The sequence below is a fragment of the Polaromonas sp. P5_D5 genome, from assembly GCF_054049435.1.
The window spans coordinates 227,706-246,008 of the sequence record NZ_JBFUMJ010000004.1; the positions used below are offsets into that span (position 1 = coordinate 227,706).

Below are 18,303 nucleotides of genomic sequence, written 5' to 3' on the forward strand. Positions count from 1 at the left end.
GCGTTCCGGGGCCGGGGTTGCCGGCGGCAACTCACTTTCTTTTGCTTCGCCAAAAGAAAGTAAGCAAAGAAAAGGCGACCCTGGTTCCTGCGTCCCTCCGCTTCGCTGCGGGCAACCTGCGGTGCTCGGTCCAGCCGGGGTCAAAAACAACTCGCTTCGCTCAAACAAGTTTTTGCCCTGATCCGTCTGGTCCTCCGCTCCTCGGCGCATCCACAAGGGGCGAGCGGAATCGGGTGTGGGGACAAGTTGCTGCAATAGCACGATTCAAGCAACCCGTGTTGGGCAAGCCAATCGAAACCGGGCCAAACTGGCCCTGTTTTCATTCAAGCCCCATTCAGGATCTCTTCATGCCCACCCTATTCGACTCCAACAAAGCCGGTGACCTGGCCCTTGCCAACCGCATCGTGATGGCGCCGCTCACGCGCAACCGCTCACCCAACGCCATCCCGACCGACATCGCGCAGATTTATTACGGCCAGCGTGCCAGCGCCGGGCTGCTGATCACCGAGGCCACCGCCGTCAGCCATCAGGGCCAGGGCTATGCCGACGTCCCAGGGTTGTACGGCAGCGAGCAGCTCGACGCCTGGAAGGAAGTGACCCGTGCTGTACATGCCAAGGGCGGCAAGATCGTCGTGCAACTCTGGCATGTCGGCCGGGTTTCACACACCAAACTCCAACCTGACGGTGGCAAGCCGGTCGCGCCTTCGGCCATCACCGCCAAGACCAAGACCGTGCTGATCGAGGACGGCGTGCCGACCTTTGTTGAAACCTCTGAACCGCGCGCGCTCACGGCAGCTGAAATCCCTGGCATCGTGCACACCTTTGCGGCAGCGGCGCGTAACGCCGTCGAGACGGCCGGTTTTGACGGCGTCGAAATCCACGGCGCCAACGGCTACCTGCTCGACCAGTTCCTCAAAGACGGCAGCAACAAGCGCACCGACGACTACGGCGGCAGCATCGAAAACCGCGCCCGCCTGCTGCTGGAAATCACCCGGGCCGTGACGGATGCCGTGGGCGGCGGCCGCACCGGCATTCGCCTGTCACCCGTCACGCCCGCCAACGATGTGCACGACACCGACCCACAGCCCTTGTTTGACTGCGTGGTCAAGCAGCTTGCCACACTCAATCTCGCCTACATCCACATCATCGAAGGCGCCACCGGCGGCCCGCGCGAAATCGACGACCGTCCGTTCGACTACAAGGCACTCAAGGCCGCCTACCGTCAGGCCGGCGGCAAGGGCGCATGGATGGTCAACAACGGCTACGACCAGGTGCTGGCTGAAAAAGCGGTCGCCAACGGCGCCGACCTGGTCGCCTTCGGCAAGCCCTATATCGCCAACCCGGACCTGGTGGAGCGGCTGCGCGCTGGCGCGCCGCTCAACACGCCGGACAAGGCCACCTTCTACGGCGGCCGCGAAAAGGGCTACACAGACTACCCGACGCTATCAAATTAATAGCTGCTTGCGCCCGTTCAGATTGCCTGAGCGGGCCTTTTCATCCATGAACCCGATCTAGGCCCGGTTCGGTGCCGCCAGGCGCAGGCCGTGCAGCGCGGCTTCCTGCGGGTCGACTGCCAGCGTCACGGCGCTCACCACAGCCACGCCGCCCACGCCACACGCCATCACGCCGGCGATGCGGTCCAGCGAGATGCCGCCTATCGCCACCACCGGGTAGGGCGACGCCCGCAAGGCCCAGTCGCGCAGCTGCTCCAGCCCCACCGGCTCATAAGGCATGACCTTGAGCGTCGTCGGGTAAACAGGGCCAATGGCCAGGTAAGACGGCTGCACCGCATGCGCGCGCGCAAGTTCAGCCGGCGTGTGGGTGCTCAGGCCCAGCCGCACACCGCCCTTGCGCAGCGCATCCAGGTTGGCCGTGTCCAGGTCTTCCTGGCCCAGGTGCACCCCATACGCGCCGAAATCCAGCGCCAGCTTCCAGTGGTCGTTGATAAAAACCTGCGCGCCCTTGATGCCGCGCCCTGCTTCAATCGCCGCCTGTACTTCGGCGGAAATCTCCGCAGACGTGTGGTCCGCCGCCTTGATGCGCAGCTGGATCGTGCGCACGCCCCAGCCCAGCAGGCGTTTGACCCAGGCTGCGTCGGGCACCACGGGGTAAAAACCAATTGGGCCGGTCAATGGGGCAAAGGCGGGGGTTTTCATCGGAAGTCCAGTCAGGGTGCGTGCCAGAAGGGTACGCCAACGGTCGGCGTGGAAGCCTGCGCGGCAGCCCGCTCCGGCATGGGTGTCGACTCATAAGCGGCGCGGCCGGCGGCCACGCCGTCGGCAAAAGCGCGCGCCATGCGCACCGGGTCGCCGGCCTGCGCCACCGCGGTGTTCAGCAGCACCGCATCAAAGCCCAGCTCCATCACCGCCGCCGCATGCGAAGGCCGGCCGATGCCGGCATCAACCACCAGCACCGCATCGGGCAGGCGGCGGCGCATGGTTTCCAGCGCATAAGGGTTCAGCGGCCCGCGGCCCGTGCCAATGGGCGCTGCCCAGGGCATCACGGCCGCGCAGCCCGCATCACGCAGGCGCTGGGCTATCACCAGGTCATCCGTCGTGTAGGCAAACACGGCAAACCCGTCTTTGGCCAGCACCGTTGCGGCGTGCAGGGTGGCGTGTGTGTCGGGCTGCAAGGTGTAGTCGTCGCCGATCACCTCCAGCTTGATCCAGGTCGTGCCGAAAATCTCGCGCGCCATCTGCGCCAGCGTGATCGCCTCTTCCGCGCTGTGGCAGCCCGCCGTGTTGGGCAGGATGTGGCAGCCCAGCGCCTGGATACGTTGCCAGAAACTGTTGCCGCCGCCACTTTCCGGCTGCAGGCGGCGCAGGCCCACCGTCAGCACTTCGCACCCGCTGGCACGCACCGCATCGCTCATGACTTGCGGCGAGGGGTAATGCGAGGTGCCAAGGAAGAAGCGGCTGGACAAAGTCTTGCCACCGACCTTCAGGGGCTGGCCGTGGGCGATAGAAGGTAATGCAGGTGTTGTCATATCAAGCGTTCCGCAAAAGTATCGCGATGCCAGCAGACGCCGCGGAACTGGCTCCGCCAGGCCGCCAGCGTCGCCCCCTGCAAGGGGGGAAGGTGCTACACGCAGTGAGCATCCGACAGGGGTGTGTCATGTCTATCCCCCTGTAATCGGGGTCACCACATCGATGCGATCACCATCCTGTAGCGCGCGCTCCGGCCACTGCGGCCGCGGCACAAACCCATTGTTGATGGCGCAGGCAAAGGCGCTCTTGAAGTCGTAGCCCCGCGCCTGCAGCAATGCCTGCAGTGTCGGCGCATCGGTTTCCATGCGTTCACCGTTCAACGATATTTCCAATGTTGTCGTCGTCATGTCATTCATTCTCCGTACCCAGGAGTTTATGGACAAGCCCATCCACCAGCGCGGGCGCGCACAGATACCCATGACGGTACAGGCCATTGATGTGCCAGACACCGTTGCGCAGCGCAATCGCCGGCCGGTGGTCGTCCAGCGCAGGCCGCAGTGCAGCCGCCAGGCGCAGCACCCTGGCCTCGCCAAAAGCCGGGTGCAGGCTGTGCAGCGCGCTGGCGAGCTCGAGTGTGGAGCGCAAGGTCACCGGCCCGCTGTCTTCCGATTCCAGCTCGGTCGCGCCCACCACAAAACGGTGGCCGGGCCGCGGCGCCACATACAGCTGGTAGCGCGGATGCATCAGGCGCACCGGGCGCTGCAACGTCACGCCGGCGCATTCCACCGTCAGCACCTCGCCGCGCACGCCGCGCAGCTGCGGCCAGCCTTCCTTCGCACCCACACCGCGTGCGTCCACCGCAACATCCACGCCATGGGTTTGTCCGGCGCAGACAATGCGGCCCTCTTCCACAGCGTTGACTGCCTGGCCTTCGAGCCAGGTGCCGCCCAGCCTGTCGATCTCCACCGCCAGCGCGGCCATCCACTGGTCATTGGCCAGCTGGCCTTCGCCCTCCAGCAACAGGCCGCCGCCAAAGCGCCCGGCAAGCGCGGGCTCGGCCCGGCCCAGCGCAGCGGCATCAAGCGCCTGCACCTGCGCACGTGACGCATCAGGCAGCTTGTGCATCAGCAGGCGGGTGAAATGTTCCAGCGAACTCTGGTCGGGTGCATGGGCCACCACCAGCGTACCTTCGCGCCGGAAATACACCGGCAAGCCTGCAACCTCCAGCTCGGCAATCCATTGCGGCCATAGCTGCATCGAGCGCTGGCCCAGGGCAAACACGGCCTCGTCAGCCACCGCCAGCTCCGCCAGCGGCGAGAGCATCGCCGCCGCCGTCATCGAGGCCGTGGCCAGATCGTCACGCGCCCGCGCATCGAACAGGCTGACGCGGCAGCCGGCGCGCAGCAGGCGCCAGGCCAGCGTGCGTCCGGCCAGGCCTGCGCCCGCGATGCCGATGTGCAAAGTGCTCATGTCAGGGACGGCTCCGAAACAACTCAGGAATAAATCTCGCTCCCGCCTTCGCGGAACTCCTTGGCCTTTTCCTCAAAGCCGGTGGCGATCTGCTTGATGGGAATTGTCGTGGTGGCCGACGCCAGCGTGGTGGTGGCCGGGTTGAGCCGCGCAAACTCGCGCACCTCCTGCGAGATTTTCATCGAACAGAACTTCGGCCCGCACATCGAGCAGAAATGCGCCACCTTGGCGTTCTCTTTGGGCAGCGTTTCGTCGTGATACGCCATCGCCGTGTCAGGGTCGATCGCCAGGCGGAACTGGTCTTCCCAGCGGAACTCAAAGCGTGCTTTCGACACCGCGTTGTCCCACATCTGCGCGCCAGGGTAGCCCTTGGCCAGGTCGCCCGCATGCGCGGCGATCTTGTAGGCGATCAGGCCCTGCTTCACATCGTCGCGGTTGGGCAGGCCCAAATGCTCTTTCGGCGTCACGTAGCAGAGCATGGCCGTGCCGTACCAGCCGATGTTGGCCGCGCCCATGGCCGAAGAGATGTGGTCATAGCCCGGCGAGATGTCGGTGATCAGCGGGCCCAGCGTGTAGAAAGGCGCTTCAAAGCAGGCTTCGAGCTGCTTGTCGACGTTTTCCTTCACCAGCTGCAGCGGCACGTGGCCGGGGCCTTCGATCATCACCTGCACATCATGCTTCCAGGCGATCTGCGTGAGCTCGCCCAGCGTGTGCAGCTCGGCAAACTGCGCTTCGTCGTTCGCATCGGCAATCGAGCCGGGGCGCAGGCCGTCGCCCAGCGAGAAGCACACGTCATACGCCTTCATGATCTCGCAGATCTCGTCGAAGCGCTCGTACAAGAAGCTTTCCTTGTGGTGCGACAGGCACCACTTGGCCATGATGGAGCCGCCGCGCGAGACGATGCCCGTCAGGCGGTTGGCCGTGAGCGGCACATAGGCCAGGCGCACACCGGCGTGGATGGTGAAGTAGTCAACGCCCTGCTCCGCCTGCTCGATCAGCGTGTCGCGGAAGATTTCCCAGGTCAGGTCTTCGGCCTTGCCGTTGACTTTTTCCAGCGCCTGGTAAATCGGCACCGTGCCGATGGGTACCGGCGAGTTGCGCAAGATCCATTCGCGTGTTTCATGGATGTTCTCGCCCGTCGAGAGATCCATCACGGTGTCTGCGCCCCATCGGATCGACCAGACCAGCTTGTCGACTTCTTCTTCGATGCTCGAGGTGACCGCCGAGTTGCCGATGTTGGCATTCACCTTGATCAGGAAGTTGCGGCCGATGATCATCGGCTCGCTCTCAGGGTGGTTGATGTTGTTCGGAATGACGGCGCGGCCGCGCGCCACTTCGTCGCGCACAAACTCGGCCGTGATCTGCTCCGGAATCGCGGCGTTGAAGGAGTGCCCTTTTTTCGGCATGCGTTCAGTGGCCAGGCGCTCAGCCAGCTGCGCGCGCACCAGGTTTTCGCGCACCGCGATGTATTCCATCTCGGGGGTGATGATGCCTTTGCGCGCGTAATGCATCTGCGACACATTGGCGCCGGCCTTGGCGCGTCGCGGCACGGGCGCATGCGCCATGCGTAGCGCGGCCAGGGCCGGATCGTTCAGGCGCTCACGGCCGTAGGCGCTGCTGATGCCGGGCAGGGCTTCGGTGTCCTGGCGCTCGTTGATCCAGGCGCCGCGCAGCGGCGGCAGGCCGCGCGTAATGTCGATGGGCGAGGCCGGGTCGGTGTAGACACCCGAAGCGTCATACAAACGCAGCGGCGGGTTGGCCTCGCGGCGCGGCTCGCCGGCGCCTTCGTGCACCAGCGTGTCGGTCAGCGTGACTTCACGGAACGGAACGCGAATGTCGGGGCGCGAGCCTTCAATATAGATTTTTGCGGAGCCCGGAAAAGGCGCGCGCGTGATGCGACTGGTGAGGTCTTGGGTGTCAACGGTGAGTCGGGTTTTGGCCATGTGGTTCTCCAGAAGGTGGGGTGCCTGCTGGGGAGCCGGGGGTCCATCGGTGGCATGTGGGATGCCGCTGCGGAGTTCCGGAGCCAATTGCGTTGTTCCCTACGCGGGGATAATCCCGATCAGGTTCAGCGGGTCTCGCAAACTGCGATCTCAGCCTCGAAAGCCTCCTCACGGAAACATCCTTGGCACCCCGACAAGCTGAGGCCATTGTAGGCAGGCCGGACGGTAATGGCAATTGACCGTGGTCAATAGCACCTTAACCGGCGAGGGAGACAAAAACCAGGGGCCAGTTACCCAAAGCGGCTCGCCTGCCCAACCAGTTTTTTGGCCAATTCGTCCATCAGGCCCGGCGTAACCTGTGCCGCGGGGTAGGTCGTGTTTTCCACACYAAAGCCGCCCACATTGCTGATCCGGAAGGCAATTTCGCCGCGGTCGTGGTCCGGCGTGACCGTGATAAAACCCCGTGTCTGCGTTTCATACTCGAACACATAGGCCAACAGTTTGTTGGTTTCCGGATGGCGCTGCTCCTTGCGCTCATGCGGTACCTTGCCGACAGACAGGCGGCTCGTCACCCGTTCAAGATCCGGCGGGAAGTTCACTGTCACGCTATGGACGGCCACACTTCCCTTGGCCGGAAGCAGATCCCATCCCATCCCGATGTAGTCAATCGCTTCTGCGTTTCTCAGCATCTTGGTACGGGCGTCGCACCGAAGGTTTGCCAGCGCAAGCGGCGGGAACGGCTGTTTCCCATTCAGGCTGTAGTCGCCGGGCGCCGGCGGTCTGATCACATTGAGCTGCGCGCACAGTTCCTGCAGGTATTTGCGCGCCATCTTGCATGCGAATTCACAGTTTTGCGTGTTGGTGCTCAGGTCTTGCTGCACACCGAGTTGCCGGCTTTGCAGTTCCGTGGCGTGCTTCTTCAGTTCAGACAAAAAACTCATTTGGTCGGCGGACGGGTAAGACGTTGAGGCACACAGCATACCCGCAAGCCCCGGCCGTGAGGCACGGCCGTCCGCAAAACGGCCTCCGGCAATATTTACGTCCTTGCCCCGTGGCCACCACCAGGCTTTCACCAAACTTTACATACCGTCATCGCCCGGCAACGCCAGGGAAACAGACGGCCCGCACACTTGCTTTCAACCTGAAGCCAAAAGCCGTATGTCACGACTCAATGGAACTCAGGCATCTTCTCCTGAAAGGAAGTTCCCCATGAAATTCGCATTCAACCGCCCTGCTTCCCTCAACAGCCTCGTACTGGCCGGCCTGCTGGCAACCGTTGGCGCCGGTGCCATGGCACAAACGCCTCCTGCACCACCCGCCGGATCGCCGCCCGCCGCAGGCAAGCCTGCCGGCCCCCACGAAGGCCGCATGGGCCGCCACGACCCCGCCAAGATGCAGGCCATGATCGCCAAGCACCAGGCCGAACTGAAGGCCAAGCTCAAGCTCACGCCTGCCCAGGAAGGCGCATGGACCAGCTACACCGCCTCCATGCAGCCGCCCGCACACGGAGCACGTCCCACGCCGGAGCAACGCGCCGAGTTCGACAAGCTGACCACGCCTCAGCGCATCGACAAGATGAAGGAAATGCGCACCCAGCGCATGGCCGAAATGAACGCGGCGATGGACAAGCGCGGTGAAGCCACCAAGACCTTCTACGCGGGGCTCACACCCGAGCAGCAAAAAACCTTTGATGCCGAGCACAAAAAGCACGGCATGCGCCATGGCGGTCCTCGCGGCCACGGCCCGGCCCCACAAAAAGGTTGAGCCATAACTGCGACACGCTGAACTGAAGCGGTGTCAGGCCCGCACGGCAGCCCCAACGGCTGCGTGCGGGCTTTTTTGTGGCCAGTTCACATTTCTCATTAGCTATTATTTTGATAGCTGTCTGCGCTGCTTACATAAGGATTACAGGCCATTTTTACCAAAAACCGCAGCTCGCCAGACGGCGCCGAAAGCCCGCGTAGGACGGCATCGAAACCCCCGGTTCAAGCCCTGCAGGGTCACTAGACTCGGCAGATGACCACGGTACGCAAAGGCCAGGCACCGGCCGTCCTTTCACGCGACGCGTTCCACGAACGCTTCATGCAATCTTTTGTCGACCCGGCATTCCGGCAGGAAGACGAAGCCCTGGCCCGGCTTGAAGGCGTGGCCTGGGATGCCTACCAGGAGGGCCGCAAGGCGCCCCACACGCGCAAGGCCGGGGAAGAATTTTCCGACCCCGACTACGACCTGTCCGTCGAATGGCTGGAAACCCGCGAACGCCTGGCCAAAGCGCAGGCGGCCTGGAAAGACCCGGCCACGCCTTCCCGCGTGCTGCTGGTGTGCGGCTCCGCCCGCAACGACGGCACCTGCCCCGGCGAAATCTCCAAGACCTGGCGCCTGCTCAACAGCGCGAAGACCACCCTCCAAGAGGCAGGCATGAATCCCGATGTGCTGGACCTCAGCCTGCTCACCTCCAGCTACCGCCTCAACATCCACCCCTGCAAAGGCTGCGTGTCGACCGCCATGCCGCTGTGCCACTGGCCTTGCAGCTGCTACCCCAACCATGCATTGGGGCAAACCAGCGACTGGATGGCCGAGATCTACGAACGCTGGACGGCTGCGCATGCCGTCATCATCCTCACGCCCGTGTACTGGTACCAGTCACCCAGCCCGCTCAAGCTCATGATCGACCGCCTGGTGTGTGCCGACGGCGGCAACCCCGACCCCACCACCACCCACGGCAAAAAGCCTGAGGAAGCCAAGGCGCTGGAGATGAAAGGCTGGGACTATCCCAAGCACCTGGCCGGCCGCGCGTACGGTGTCGTGGTGCATGGCGACGTGGCCGGGATCGAGGGCGCGCGCCGAAGCCTGTGCGACTGGCTGGACTGGATGGGTCTGATTGACGCAGGCAGCCCGGCCCGCCTGGACCGCTACATCGGCTACTACGAACCCTATGCCACCAGCCACGACACGCTGGACGCAGACAAAGCCCTGATGGAAGAAGTCCGCAACGTGGCCAGGGCGGTTGCCACCGCTGTCACCGAACTCCGGGCCGGGAAGCTACCCCAGCCCGGCAAGGGCTTGCAGCAGCCCCGGCCCAAATAACGCAGGCGCGAAAAAAGCCGGGCAGGTAGAACCCCGTGCCCGGCTTTGTGGCGGTGCAACTACCTTGCGGCGATTACACCCGCACCTTGCCTGCCCTTACTTCGAAGTGCCGCCGACGGCCGCATCACCCTGAACACTGCCCTGGACACGGGCACTGCCCGCAGCGCTATCCAGCTTGTTGTAGGTGCGCTTGGCGCCGCTCTTCACGGCGTTGCCGGTGCGGGCTACAGCCCGGCCGGTGCTGCGGGCAGTGTTGTCCACCGCGGCCGCGGCCCTGCTGCCTGCGGAGGTGTCCCCCTGGGCTGAGCCGGAGACATTGGCGCCGGCACCGAGCCTGCCGCTGGAAGATCCCGAGGAGGGCCCGCTGGAGTCCGAGGTAGCGCCTGCCGCGGCATTCGCGCGAACACCGGCGTCGATATTGGTGTTCTGGCCGGCCGAGACGCCGACCCCTACACCGGTGCCGACACCCACACCGAGGCCCTGTGCAAAGGCGCCGGCAGAGCCGAACAACGTGACTGCGGTCAACGCAGCGGCCGCAGGAATGGAACGCATAAAGTACTTGGACATATCAAACTCCTTCAAAAAGGGTGATGGCAACGCGTCAGCGCACCTTCAACCTGAAACTGTCATGGCGCCAAGGCAGCGCCTGGCCTTACTTGCTGGTACCGCCCGAATCCGTGGGGGCAGCGCCTGCAGTGGCGGCTTTACTCTTGCGTGCAGCGCGTTTGGCGGCCTTGACCTGCTTCTTGTCGGATTTCGCTGCCTGTTTTTCGGACTTGGCGGCGTCACGCTGCTCAGGCGTCTTGGCCGTTGCACCGGTGGAGACCGAACCCGAGCTGTCGCCTGGTTTGCCCGCAGGATCGGTCTGCGCGTGTGCAGCTGCGCCAAACATCAGTGCGGCCGTCATGGCAGCTGCAAGGGAAAGGGTCTTCATGGAAGAGGGGGTTTTGAACATGGGAGTAGTTCCTTGGGTTGTGCTCGTAGGCTGGGTTGAAAAAACACGCCTGCCACTTCATCGGGGCTAACGTTGAATTCAATCTAGCGGGCCGGGCCCGCCGGCCTTATCGGAGAGGCCCTCCGCGCCATGTAGGACACTGCGCCCGCGGGCTGTGGCCAAAGGCACGTCCCAGGCGCTTGCGTACGCCGCGCCCTGCCGCAAATAAGTTACTGTCCTACAGTCACTCCCCGGGCGCAGAATAACAATGGGTGCCAAGGCCTGTCCTGCGCCCTTTCCGCCTGCCTGTCTGGGCCTACTCGCTTATCTTTCCTATGCCGACTTCCACACCCGAATCCCCTTCGCCATCGCCTTCTTCAGCTTCGCGCCGCGGGCCGGATGCCCTGTCTGTCGCCGTGCCCACCCGCTCTCCTGAAGCCGCCACGCTGATCGACATGGAGGCCGTCGAGGCCGACACGCAGACTGCACTTGCAGCGGTCAGCCCCGAATCTTCGTTCTCGTTCAAGGTACTCACGGTCAACATCCACAAGGGCTTTACCTTTTTCAACCGCAAATTCATCCTGCCCGAGCTGCGCGAAGCCGTTCGCGGCGTCGGGGCGGACGTGGTGTTTTTGCAGGAAGTAACGGGCAACCACGTCAAGCACCAGGACAAGTTCGACAACTACCCGGAAACGCCGCACTACGAATTCCTGGCCGACACCATCTGGCCGCAGTTCGCCTACGGCCGCAACGCGGTCTACACCAACGGGCACCACGGCAATGCCGTGCTGTCCAAGTTCCCCATCGTGCGTTTTGAAAACCTCGACGTGTCCATCAGCGGGCCCGAGCGCCGCGGGCTGCTGCATTGCGAACTGCAGATACCCGGCCGCAGCGTGAACGTGCACGCCGTCTGCGTGCACCTGGGCCTCATGGAAGCGCACCGCGAGCAGCAAATGGACATGCTGTGCGAACTGGTGCGCAACAACATTCCGCCGCACGCGCCCGTCGTGGTGGCCGGGGACTTCAACGACTGGCGGCACCGCGCCCATGCCCGGCTGGAAAAAGGCGCCGAGCTGCATGAGGTGTTTGTGCAGGCCAACGGCAAGGCGGCGCGCACCTTTCCCGCACGCCTGCCCCTGCTGCGGCTGGACCGCATCTATGTGCGCAACGCCATCGGCCATGCGCCGGTGGTACTGCCGCTGCGGCCCTGGTCACATTTGTCAGATCACGCGCCTCTCGCGGCAGAAATCGAGCTCTAGAAACATGGCCCCCACGCTCGTCACTTCGTGTACTTCGCTGCCCCCCGAGGGGGCTAATTTTCCTTGGGGCGGCCCGGCGAAAAATATGGCCCCCACGCTTTTCGCTTCGCGTAATGCGCTGCCCCGCGAGGGGGCCGCTGCGCCTGCGGCCCGGCTAAGCCGGTTCCGCGGCCCCTGCTGGCCTGGAACCCGGGAAGCACCTTCTTCTGCGGCCAAGGAGAATTTATGTCGAGGTGGGTAAGCGGCAACCAGTTTCAGCTGCTTGAAAACGGCGAGGAGTTTTTCCCGCGCGTCTTTGAGTGCATTGCCGCGGCCAAACGCGAGGTGGTGGTGGAAACCTTCATCCTGTTTGAAGACAAGGTCGGTGAAGAGCTGCACGCGGCCCTGCACCAGGCGGCGCGGCGCGGCGTGCAGATCGACCTGACGATCGACGGCTACGGCTCGCCGGACCTGTCACCTGAATTCATTTCCACCCTGACGCGGGCCGGCGTGCGCGTGCATGTGTTTGACCCGGGGCCCAGGCTGTGGGGCTGGCGCACCAACCTGTTTCGCCGTATGCACCGCAAGATTGTGGTCGTCGATGGCGAACGTGCTTTCGTCGGCGGCATCAACTATTCGGCGGACCACCTGGCCGACTTCGGCCCGCAGGCCAAGCAGGACTATGCCGTCGAGATTGAAGGCCCCCTTGTCGCCGACATCCACAGCTTTGTGCGCAGGGCCCTGGCGGCGGGGCAGCGCAATGCCGGCGCCGAGCCGCCCACGGGCTTGCGTGAACGGTTTTCCGAACGCGCCCGTTCCGTGGCCGGCACCTGGCGCAGGGACGACGTGCCCGCGCCGGCGGGCGACGCCGCGGCGCTTTTTGTCACGCGCGACAACCGCAAACACACCAACGACATCGAGCGCCACTACCGCGCCGCCATCCGCACGGCGCGCCAGCGTGTCGTGATCGCCAACGCGTATTTCTTTCCCGGTTACCGGCTGCTCAGGGAAATGCGCCACGCCGCGCGGCGCGGTGTGGACGTACACCTCATCCTGCAGGGCGAGCCCGACATGGCGATCGTCAAGACCGCCGCCAGCATGCTCTACCACCACCTGCTGGACGCGGGTGTGCGCATTTACGAATACTGCGACCGCCCCTTGCACGGCAAGGTGGCCGTGATCGACGACGAATGGGCCACCGTGGGCTCCAGCAACCTGGACCCGCTGAGCCTGGCGCTCAACCTCGAGGCCAACGTCATGATCCGCGACCGCACCTTCAACAACGACCTGGGCACGCGGCTGGACCACCTGATGCAGCACAGCTGCAAAGAGATAGGCCGCCAGGACCTGGTGAAGCCCACGTGGTGGCGCACGCTGCGCAGCTACTTTGTCTTTCACCTGCTGCGCCGCTACCCCGCCTGGGCCGGCTGGCTGCCGGCGCACGCGCCACGCATCACGCCCGCCGAAGTGGCCACGCCCGATCAGCGCGAGCCCCAACAGCACCAGGCCAGACCCATTTGAGCGCGTGATGGCCGAAAGCCGCACCTTGCCCACGCCCCATCCTCCCCGCCCGCCCCGGCGGCACGGCAAGCCCCAGCCCGCCGCGCCGAAAAAAAAGGCCTGGTGGCCATGGCTCAGGCACGGCGCCACCGCCGCATTTTTTCTGCTCATCGCCAGCCTGCTGTTCTCGCAGGCTCGCAAGATTGAATGGTCCCAGGTCCTCACCGCGCTGGAGGACTACCCCCTCACCGCCGCCTGGGGCGCCGTGCTTTTAGCCGTGGCCAGCTTCACGCTTTACAGCACCTTCGACCTGCTGGGCCGCCACTACACCCGCCACCCGTTGCGCGCCCCCACCGTGATGGCAGTGACCTTCGTCAGCTACGCCTTCAACCTCAACCTCGGCTCCCTCGTGGGCGGCGTGGCTTTTCGCTACCGCCTCTATTCACGCCTGGGCCTGGGCAACGGCGCCATCACCCGCATCATGTCGCTGAGCATGTTGACCAACTGGATGGGGTACCTGCTGCTCGCCGGCGCGGTGTTTGCCTTGCAGCCGCCCACCCTGCCCCTGGACTGGCCTGTCACCACCAACTCCCTGCGTCTGATCGGTGCGGTGCTGCTGGCGGTTGTTGCGGGTTATCTCGGCATTTGCGCGTTTTCCCGCCGGCGCATGCTGCGGCTGCGCGGCCATGAGGTGGTGTTGCCCTCCGTGCGGCTGGCCGGCCTGCAGCTGCTGATGGGCGCCGGCAACTGGCTCATCATGTCGGGCATTATTTTCATCCTGCTGCAGCACCGCATCGAGTTTTCCGCCGTCGTCAGCGTGCTGCTGCTGGCGGCCATTGCCGGCGTGATCACCCATGTGCCGGCCGGCCTCGGCGTGCTGGAGGCCGTGTTCGTCGCCCTGCTGTCGCACGAGATGCCGCAGTACGAACTGCTGGCCGCGCTGGTGGCTTACCGCGTGATCTATTACCTGGTGCCGCTGACCGTGGCCGTTGTGGCGTATCTCGCCATGGAAACCCACGCCAAAAAGCTGCGGCGGGCCCACAAACAGCGTTGACGGCACTTCATCCGGGTCAAAAAACATGCGCCGCAGCAGGTTTGGCGCCGTTGCCGCCAGCCTCGCCCTTTTGGGGTCGTTTCCAGCTGATTTAGGCGACAAAGCCACAAAAGGCCCGGGATTTTTGCCTCACTTTCGCACCTGAATCACCAAAACACTGTATATTAATACAGTGAATTCGGGCTTTCTGTCCTGGCAATGCGCCGCCCGCACCCAGGAAGACGGCTCTTTTGCCTACACCCGCCGCAGTGGCCGCCGCCGCACCATGGGTGCTTGAACCGTGAAGAAAGGATGTGTCCATGGGCGTGATGAATGACCTGCTGACGAACGACCTCTTTCCACAAGCCATGCTGCCTGTCACGCTGCAGGGGCAGACGGACCTCGAGGGCTTTCGCCGTGCCGCACGCGGCCTGCTGGCACAGAACATCCTGCCTGGGCAAGTCATCTGGCATTGCAGCACCACGCCCGCTGAAGGCGTGCCGCCCACCGGCACGGCGCAGAGCCCCGCACTCAGCGACGCACCCACCGTCACTGTCCCACCCGAATTTCTCACCCTGTGCCAGGCCGTCATCCTGCACAACAACCCGCAGCGCTTCAGCCTGCTCTACCGCCTGCTGTGGCGTCTGGTGCATGAGCCCGAACTGCGGCACAACCAGCTCGACACCGACATGGCGCAGGCCCGGCAAATGGCCGAAGAAGTGCGCCACGACATGCAGAAAATGAAGGCCCAGCTGCGCTTTCACTCGGTGCAGGACGACACCTTCAAAACCCGCCCGCAAGGCGGCCCGCTGCACGTGGCCTGGTTCGAGCCGGAACACCACATCGTTGAAGCCGTGGCGCCGCTGTTTGCCCGCCGCTTTGCCCACATGCGCTGGGCCATCCTCACGCCCCAATGCAGCGTCGAGTCCGACTACCTGGGCCCGCAGGCTACCGGCCACGGCCGGCACGCTGCGCCGGTGCTGCCCCCGGAAGAAGTACGACCAGGCCACAAGCCGGCCGACGCCCCGGCTTCACTGCGCTTCGGCCCCGCCGCCGACAGGCAGACCGCCCCCTCACCCGACGCCAGCGAACAGCGCTGGCTAACGCAGTACGAACAGGTCTTTCACCCCGCGCGCCTGCGCCGCCGGATGATGCAGAAAGATTCGCCGCAGCGTTACTACCGGAAAAACCGCAGCTCGGCCGGCGCCCGCAAGGCGCGCACACCGAAGGCTGCCGCCGGTCAGCCACTATCAATTTAATAGCTGCTTGCGCTTGTCCCTGTTGGGCCAGGGCGTCATTTGGCATTCATCCTTGATGCCACGCCATACCGCTCACGGGCTATAAACAGGCAGCAAATCCGCCTCAGGGCTTGGCAAGAGGCGGCCGCGTTGGCGCAACACCAGGCGCAGGTGTCGCATTCGGCGAGGGCGATACCGCGTCACGACCGTCGTTGCCGGGCGGCGTCACCGGACGGATGGTCGAGTCACGCGGATCCGGCGGCGGGGGCGGCGCTTCGGGTTCAGACGCCCGGCGCGCCGGGTTGCGGTTCATCGGATTCCTCAAGGGAGCCGTCGGCACTGCGGTATCGGGTGCCGCGGCCGGCTGTGTGGTTTGCGATGTCTGGGCTACCGCCTGTGGTCCTGTGAAAAGCGTCAGGGCCATTGCCAACACAACGCCCGGCAGGGCGACGGAAGCGACGGAAAAGGGTGGTTGTTTCAACATGAACATGCCTCCTTGATACTGGGTGCTGGTAGGTTGCGTGCGTGGTAATGCGCTAACACCACTCTACGCCTGTCCTCCACGCCCGCCATGGCCATGACGCCAGCACGGCTGTCAGGGCCGGCCTACAGACGCGGCCCCTGCTTTCACGACCAGGGCGTTGCCGGCTTCGCCACCAGTTCCTTGAACCCGGTCCGCGCGTCATGCTCACGCGCAAACACCCAACCCTGCAACGACACCAGCACAATTTCAGCGGTCGTCCGCACAATGCAACCCGGCATCACATGGCCGCCACACATCTCTCCCCGCGCATTGGCCACGCTGGCATGCAGGTGCGCACCGTCCGGGCTCAACGTGCCCGACAGCGTGATCAATTCCAGCGGCTCCACCAACACCGTTCCCTGCGGCTCGGCCGCGTAGCGCAGCACGGCGCGAGACAGGCTTCCCACCGCAGAGATGACGCAAGCCGCGCGGGTGTTCTGCTCGGCCTGCAGCTGGGCGAATGCTGCATCCAGGGCTGTTCGCAGGTCGTCGCCAGGGTTCAGGCGGAGGGTTTGGGTTTGGGGCATGGGTGGAGGGTAGACGATGTTGCTGTTGTTGTTCAAGCTGTGTGCTCTTGCTGAGGGCTGCTGGCCGGGGGTTGCCCGGCATGCAACTCACTTTCTTTTGCTTCGCCAAAAGAAAGTAAGCAAAGAAAAGGCGACCCTGGTTCCTGCGTCCCTACGCTTCGCTACGGGCAACCTGCGGTGCTCGGTCCAGCCGGGGTCAAAAACAACTCGCTTCGCTCAAACAAGTTTTTGCCCTGATCCGTCTGGACCTGCGCTCCTCGGCGCATCCACAAGGGGTGGGGGAAGGAATACCAACAGCCAAAAACAAGAACCCGAATACGGAAGAAACAAGGACACGCCATGGCGTGTCCTTGTTGGTATTGGAGTTGATATTTGTCTTTGGCATTTTGTCCCCGTTCCCGATTTGCCCTTCTGTCTGCGCCGAGGAGCGCAGGTCCAGGCGGATCAGGGATCGCGATTGTCTGAGCGAAGTGCAACGTAGCGAGTTCGAGCGAGACCCCGCCTGAACCGAGCACCGCAGGTTGCCCCGGAGCGCAGCGCAGGGGTCGCAGACAGCAGGGTCGCCTTTTCTTTGGTGACTTTCTTTTGGCGAAGCAAAAGAAAGTTACTTGCATGCCGGGCAACCCCCGGCCAGCCGCCCTCAGCAAAGAGCGCAACCATCAAATCAACACAACCTTACCCCACCACCAACCTCAAAAAAGTAATCTCCGAAGGCGCCCCAAACCGTTTGGGCGGCCCCCAGTACCCCGTCCCGCGGCTCGTATAAACCCACAGGTTCTGCAGCTTGTGCAAGCCCGCCGTAAACGGCTGCTGAAACCGCACAAACAAATTCCACGGATAAAACTGCCCGCCATGCGTATGGCCCGACAGCTGCAGGTCAAAGCCGGCTTTGGCCGCCGCCGCCGCACTGCGCGGCTGGTGCGCCAGCAACACGCGCACGGCCTCCAGCGGCGCACCACGCAGAGCCGCCTCCGGGTCACTGCGATGGGTTGGGTCAAAATGCCCGCCGCTGTAGTCCGTCACACCCGCCAGCACCAGCGGCGTGGCGTCCTGGCCCGCAGCAAGAAGTGGCGGTCGAATCACCACATGCTGGTTCAGCAGCACCGTCAGGCCCAGCCGGCGCAGCTCGTCAATCCAGGCATGCGCGCCCGAGTAGTACTCATGGTTGCCCGTCACAAAATACGTGCCGTGGCGCGACTGCAGCTCCGCCAGCGGCGCCACGTGCGAGGCCAGCTCGCTCACCTTGCCGTCCACCAGGTCGCCGGTGATGGCTACCACATCGGCATCCAGCGCATTGACCTTGTCGACAATGCGGCGCAAATACGCCTGCTTGATGGTCGGCCCCACATGGATGTCGCTGATCTGCGCCACGGTAAACCCCTGCAGTGCGGCGGGCAGGCCCTTGATGGGCACATCCACCTTCACCACGGCGGCTGTGCGGCGCGCATTCAGAAAACCCAGCACGGTGATCAGCCCGCCCAGCAGCGGCACCGCCTCGGCCGACACCGTGCGCAGCCACGCCAGCGGCAGGTGGCCGGGCGCCACGGCATCGGCCAGCCACAGCACCAGCAGTGCCGCATCACGCGCCACCGTCAACACCAGCAGCGACGAAAACAGGCCCATGAAAAGCAGGCCCGCCCAGGTCAGCACATCGGCCAAAGGCTGTTTGGCTACACGGCCGGCCATCAGCCCCAGCGGCATGACAAAGGCCGACACCACAAGGACCGCGGCAAACAGCCATTGCCCCGCGGGATACGCCCCCAACCCGGGTAGAAGGCGTGCACCAATGTAAACATGGAGCAGCGCGGTTACAAGCGCCAGCGGCAGGAAGTTCATGAAATGTCCAGGGTAATGACGAGCTGATGACCCCTGCACATGGGTAC

18 protein-coding genes and 1 riboswitch are annotated in these 18,303 nt (G+C 64.2%); of the genes, 7 read left to right on the plus strand and 11 right to left on the minus strand.

All coding sequences use genetic code 11. From position 1 onward, the window contains the following. Nucleotides 1-347 precede the first annotated feature (347 nt). A complete protein-coding gene (locus ACXJKE_RS17460) occupies nucleotides 348-1,454 on the plus strand; it encodes an alkene reductase (protein ID WP_457281862.1) in 1,107 nt (368 codons plus the stop codon). A gap of 57 nt (nucleotides 1,455-1,511) precedes the next feature. On the opposite strand, the gene thiE is transcribed toward ACXJKE_RS17460, so the two are convergent. The 6 genes from thiE to ACXJKE_RS17490 form a co-directional block, all read right to left on the minus strand. Further along, a complete protein-coding gene (gene thiE, locus ACXJKE_RS17465) occupies nucleotides 1,512-2,156 on the minus strand; it encodes a thiamine phosphate synthase (protein WP_457281863.1) in 645 nt (214 codons plus the stop codon). Between the two features lie 11 nt (nucleotides 2,157-2,167). Then, on the minus strand, nucleotides 2,168-2,986 hold the full coding sequence (locus tag ACXJKE_RS17470; RefSeq protein WP_457281864.1) for a thiazole synthase: 819 nt from the start codon (nucleotides 2,984-2,986) through the stop codon (nucleotides 2,168-2,170). A 132-nt stretch (nucleotides 2,987-3,118) separates the two neighbouring features. Next, nucleotides 3,119-3,334: a sulfur carrier protein ThiS gene (gene thiS, locus ACXJKE_RS17475; protein WP_457281865.1), complete on the minus strand. Its 216-nt coding sequence runs from the start codon at nucleotides 3,332-3,334 to the stop codon at nucleotides 3,119-3,121. A gap of 1 nt (nucleotide 3,335) precedes the next feature. Continuing rightward, entirely contained in the window at nucleotides 3,336-4,397 is a 1,062-nt protein-coding gene (gene thiO / locus ACXJKE_RS17480) for a glycine oxidase ThiO (RefSeq protein WP_457281866.1), read from the minus strand. A 23-nt stretch (nucleotides 4,398-4,420) separates the two neighbouring features. Beyond that, nucleotides 4,421-6,340, minus strand: a complete 1,920-nt coding sequence (gene thiC / locus ACXJKE_RS17485) for a phosphomethylpyrimidine synthase ThiC (RefSeq protein WP_457281867.1) — start codon at nucleotides 6,338-6,340, stop codon at nucleotides 4,421-4,423. 79 nt (nucleotides 6,341-6,419) lie between these two features. Beyond that, a riboswitch (TPP riboswitch) is annotated at nucleotides 6,420-6,543 on the minus strand. A gap of 87 nt (nucleotides 6,544-6,630) precedes the next feature. After that, nucleotides 6,631-7,281 carry a hypothetical protein gene (locus tag ACXJKE_RS17490; RefSeq protein WP_457281868.1) on the minus strand — a complete coding sequence of 217 codons (651 nt, stop codon included), beginning with the start codon at nucleotides 7,279-7,281 and terminating at the stop codon, nucleotides 6,631-6,633. A 268-nt stretch (nucleotides 7,282-7,549) separates the two neighbouring features. On the opposite strand from ACXJKE_RS17490, the gene ACXJKE_RS17495 reads away from it, so the two are divergent. Both ACXJKE_RS17495 and ACXJKE_RS17500 read left to right on the plus strand, forming a co-directional pair. Next, on the plus strand, nucleotides 7,550-8,104 hold the full coding sequence (locus ACXJKE_RS17495) for a Spy/CpxP family protein refolding chaperone (protein WP_457281869.1): 555 nt from the start codon (nucleotides 7,550-7,552) through the stop codon (nucleotides 8,102-8,104). 252 nt (nucleotides 8,105-8,356) lie between these two features. Beyond that, nucleotides 8,357-9,427, plus strand: a complete 1,071-nt coding sequence (locus ACXJKE_RS17500; protein ID WP_457281870.1) for a flavodoxin family protein — start codon at nucleotides 8,357-8,359, stop codon at nucleotides 9,425-9,427. Between the two features lie 96 nt (nucleotides 9,428-9,523). On the opposite strand, the gene ACXJKE_RS17505 is transcribed toward ACXJKE_RS17500, so the two are convergent. Then, the gene (locus ACXJKE_RS17505; RefSeq protein ID WP_457281871.1) at nucleotides 9,524-9,994 is read right to left on the minus strand and encodes a hypothetical protein; all 471 of its coding nucleotides are present in this window, start codon (nucleotides 9,992-9,994) and stop codon (nucleotides 9,524-9,526) included. An 85-nt stretch (nucleotides 9,995-10,079) separates the two neighbouring features. Then, nucleotides 10,080-10,382: a hypothetical protein gene (locus ACXJKE_RS17510; RefSeq protein WP_457281872.1), complete on the minus strand. Its 303-nt coding sequence runs from the start codon at nucleotides 10,380-10,382 to the stop codon at nucleotides 10,080-10,082. Between the two features lie 434 nt (nucleotides 10,383-10,816). On the opposite strand from ACXJKE_RS17510, the gene ACXJKE_RS17515 reads away from it, so the two are divergent. The 4 genes from ACXJKE_RS17515 to ACXJKE_RS17530 all read left to right on the plus strand — a co-directional run bounded on the left by ACXJKE_RS17515 (nucleotide 10,817) and on the right by ACXJKE_RS17530 (nucleotide 15,391). Beyond that, on the plus strand, nucleotides 10,817-11,620 hold the full coding sequence (locus tag ACXJKE_RS17515) for an endonuclease/exonuclease/phosphatase family protein (protein WP_457282084.1): 804 nt from the start codon (nucleotides 10,817-10,819) through the stop codon (nucleotides 11,618-11,620). A 225-nt stretch (nucleotides 11,621-11,845) separates the two neighbouring features. Continuing rightward, entirely contained in the window at nucleotides 11,846-13,120 is a 1,275-nt protein-coding gene (clsB, locus tag ACXJKE_RS17520) for a cardiolipin synthase ClsB (protein ID WP_457281873.1), read from the plus strand. A gap of 7 nt (nucleotides 13,121-13,127) precedes the next feature. Continuing rightward, complete coding sequence (locus tag ACXJKE_RS17525; RefSeq protein ID WP_457281874.1) at nucleotides 13,128-14,153, plus strand: lysylphosphatidylglycerol synthase domain-containing protein; 1,026 nt, start codon at nucleotides 13,128-13,130, stop codon at nucleotides 14,151-14,153. Between the two features lie 299 nt (nucleotides 14,154-14,452). Next, nucleotides 14,453-15,391, plus strand: a complete 939-nt coding sequence (locus ACXJKE_RS17530) for a TIGR03915 family putative DNA repair protein (RefSeq protein ID WP_457281875.1) — start codon at nucleotides 14,453-14,455, stop codon at nucleotides 15,389-15,391. Nucleotides 15,392-15,494: 103 nt separating this feature from the next. On the opposite strand, the gene ACXJKE_RS17535 is transcribed toward ACXJKE_RS17530, so the two are convergent. The 3 genes from ACXJKE_RS17535 to ACXJKE_RS17545 form a co-directional block, all read right to left on the minus strand. After that, nucleotides 15,495-15,854 (minus strand): hypothetical protein, encoded by a 360-nt coding sequence (locus ACXJKE_RS17535; protein ID WP_457281876.1) that lies wholly within the window; start codon nucleotides 15,852-15,854, stop codon nucleotides 15,495-15,497. A 143-nt stretch (nucleotides 15,855-15,997) separates the two neighbouring features. Continuing rightward, entirely contained in the window at nucleotides 15,998-16,420 is a 423-nt protein-coding gene (locus tag ACXJKE_RS17540) for a PPC domain-containing DNA-binding protein (RefSeq protein WP_457282085.1), read from the minus strand. A 675-nt stretch (nucleotides 16,421-17,095) separates the two neighbouring features. After that, a complete protein-coding gene (locus ACXJKE_RS17545; RefSeq protein ID WP_457281877.1) occupies nucleotides 17,096-18,256 on the minus strand; it encodes a metallophosphoesterase in 1,161 nt (386 codons plus the stop codon). Between the last annotated feature and the right edge of the window lie 47 nt (nucleotides 18,257-18,303).

Bases quoted from the DNA above. Each gene is read 5' to 3' on its own strand.
- ACXJKE_RS17460 (WP_457281862.1), top strand. From the start codon at position 348: ATGCCCACCCTATTCGACTCCAACAAAGCCGGTGACCTGGCCCTTGCC.
- thiE (WP_457281863.1), bottom strand. From the start codon at position 2,156: ATGAAAACCCCCGCCTTTGCCCCATTGACCGGCCCAATTGGTTTTTAC.
- ACXJKE_RS17470 (WP_457281864.1), bottom strand. From the start codon at position 2,986: ATGACAACACCTGCATTACCTTCTATCGCCCACGGCCAGCCCCTGAAG.
- thiS (WP_457281865.1), bottom strand. From the start codon at position 3,334: ATGACGACGACAACATTGGAAATATCGTTGAACGGTGAACGCATGGAA.
- thiO (WP_457281866.1), bottom strand. From the start codon at position 4,397: ATGAGCACTTTGCACATCGGCATCGCGGGCGCAGGCCTGGCCGGACGC.
- thiC (WP_457281867.1), bottom strand. From the start codon at position 6,340: ATGGCCAAAACCCGACTCACCGTTGACACCCAAGACCTCACCAGTCGC.
- ACXJKE_RS17495 (WP_457281869.1), top strand. From the start codon at position 7,550: ATGAAATTCGCATTCAACCGCCCTGCTTCCCTCAACAGCCTCGTACTG.
- ACXJKE_RS17500 (WP_457281870.1), top strand. From the start codon at position 8,357: ATGACCACGGTACGCAAAGGCCAGGCACCGGCCGTCCTTTCACGCGAC.
- ACXJKE_RS17505 (WP_457281871.1), bottom strand. From the start codon at position 9,994: ATGTCCAAGTACTTTATGCGTTCCATTCCTGCGGCCGCTGCGTTGACC.
- ACXJKE_RS17510 (WP_457281872.1), bottom strand. From the start codon at position 10,382: ATGTTCAAAACCCCCTCTTCCATGAAGACCCTTTCCCTTGCAGCTGCC.
- ACXJKE_RS17515 (WP_457282084.1), top strand. From the start codon at position 10,817: ATGGAGGCCGTCGAGGCCGACACGCAGACTGCACTTGCAGCGGTCAGC.
- clsB (WP_457281873.1), top strand. From the start codon at position 11,846: ATGTCGAGGTGGGTAAGCGGCAACCAGTTTCAGCTGCTTGAAAACGGC.
- ACXJKE_RS17525 (WP_457281874.1), top strand. From the start codon at position 13,128: ATGGCCGAAAGCCGCACCTTGCCCACGCCCCATCCTCCCCGCCCGCCC.
- ACXJKE_RS17530 (WP_457281875.1), top strand. From the start codon at position 14,453: ATGGGCGTGATGAATGACCTGCTGACGAACGACCTCTTTCCACAAGCC.
- ACXJKE_RS17535 (WP_457281876.1), bottom strand. From the start codon at position 15,854: ATGTTGAAACAACCACCCTTTTCCGTCGCTTCCGTCGCCCTGCCGGGC.
- ACXJKE_RS17540 (WP_457282085.1), bottom strand. From the start codon at position 16,420: ATGCCCCAAACCCAAACCCTCCGCCTGAACCCTGGCGACGACCTGCGA.
- ACXJKE_RS17545 (WP_457281877.1), bottom strand. From the start codon at position 18,256: ATGAACTTCCTGCCGCTGGCGCTTGTAACCGCGCTGCTCCATGTTTAC.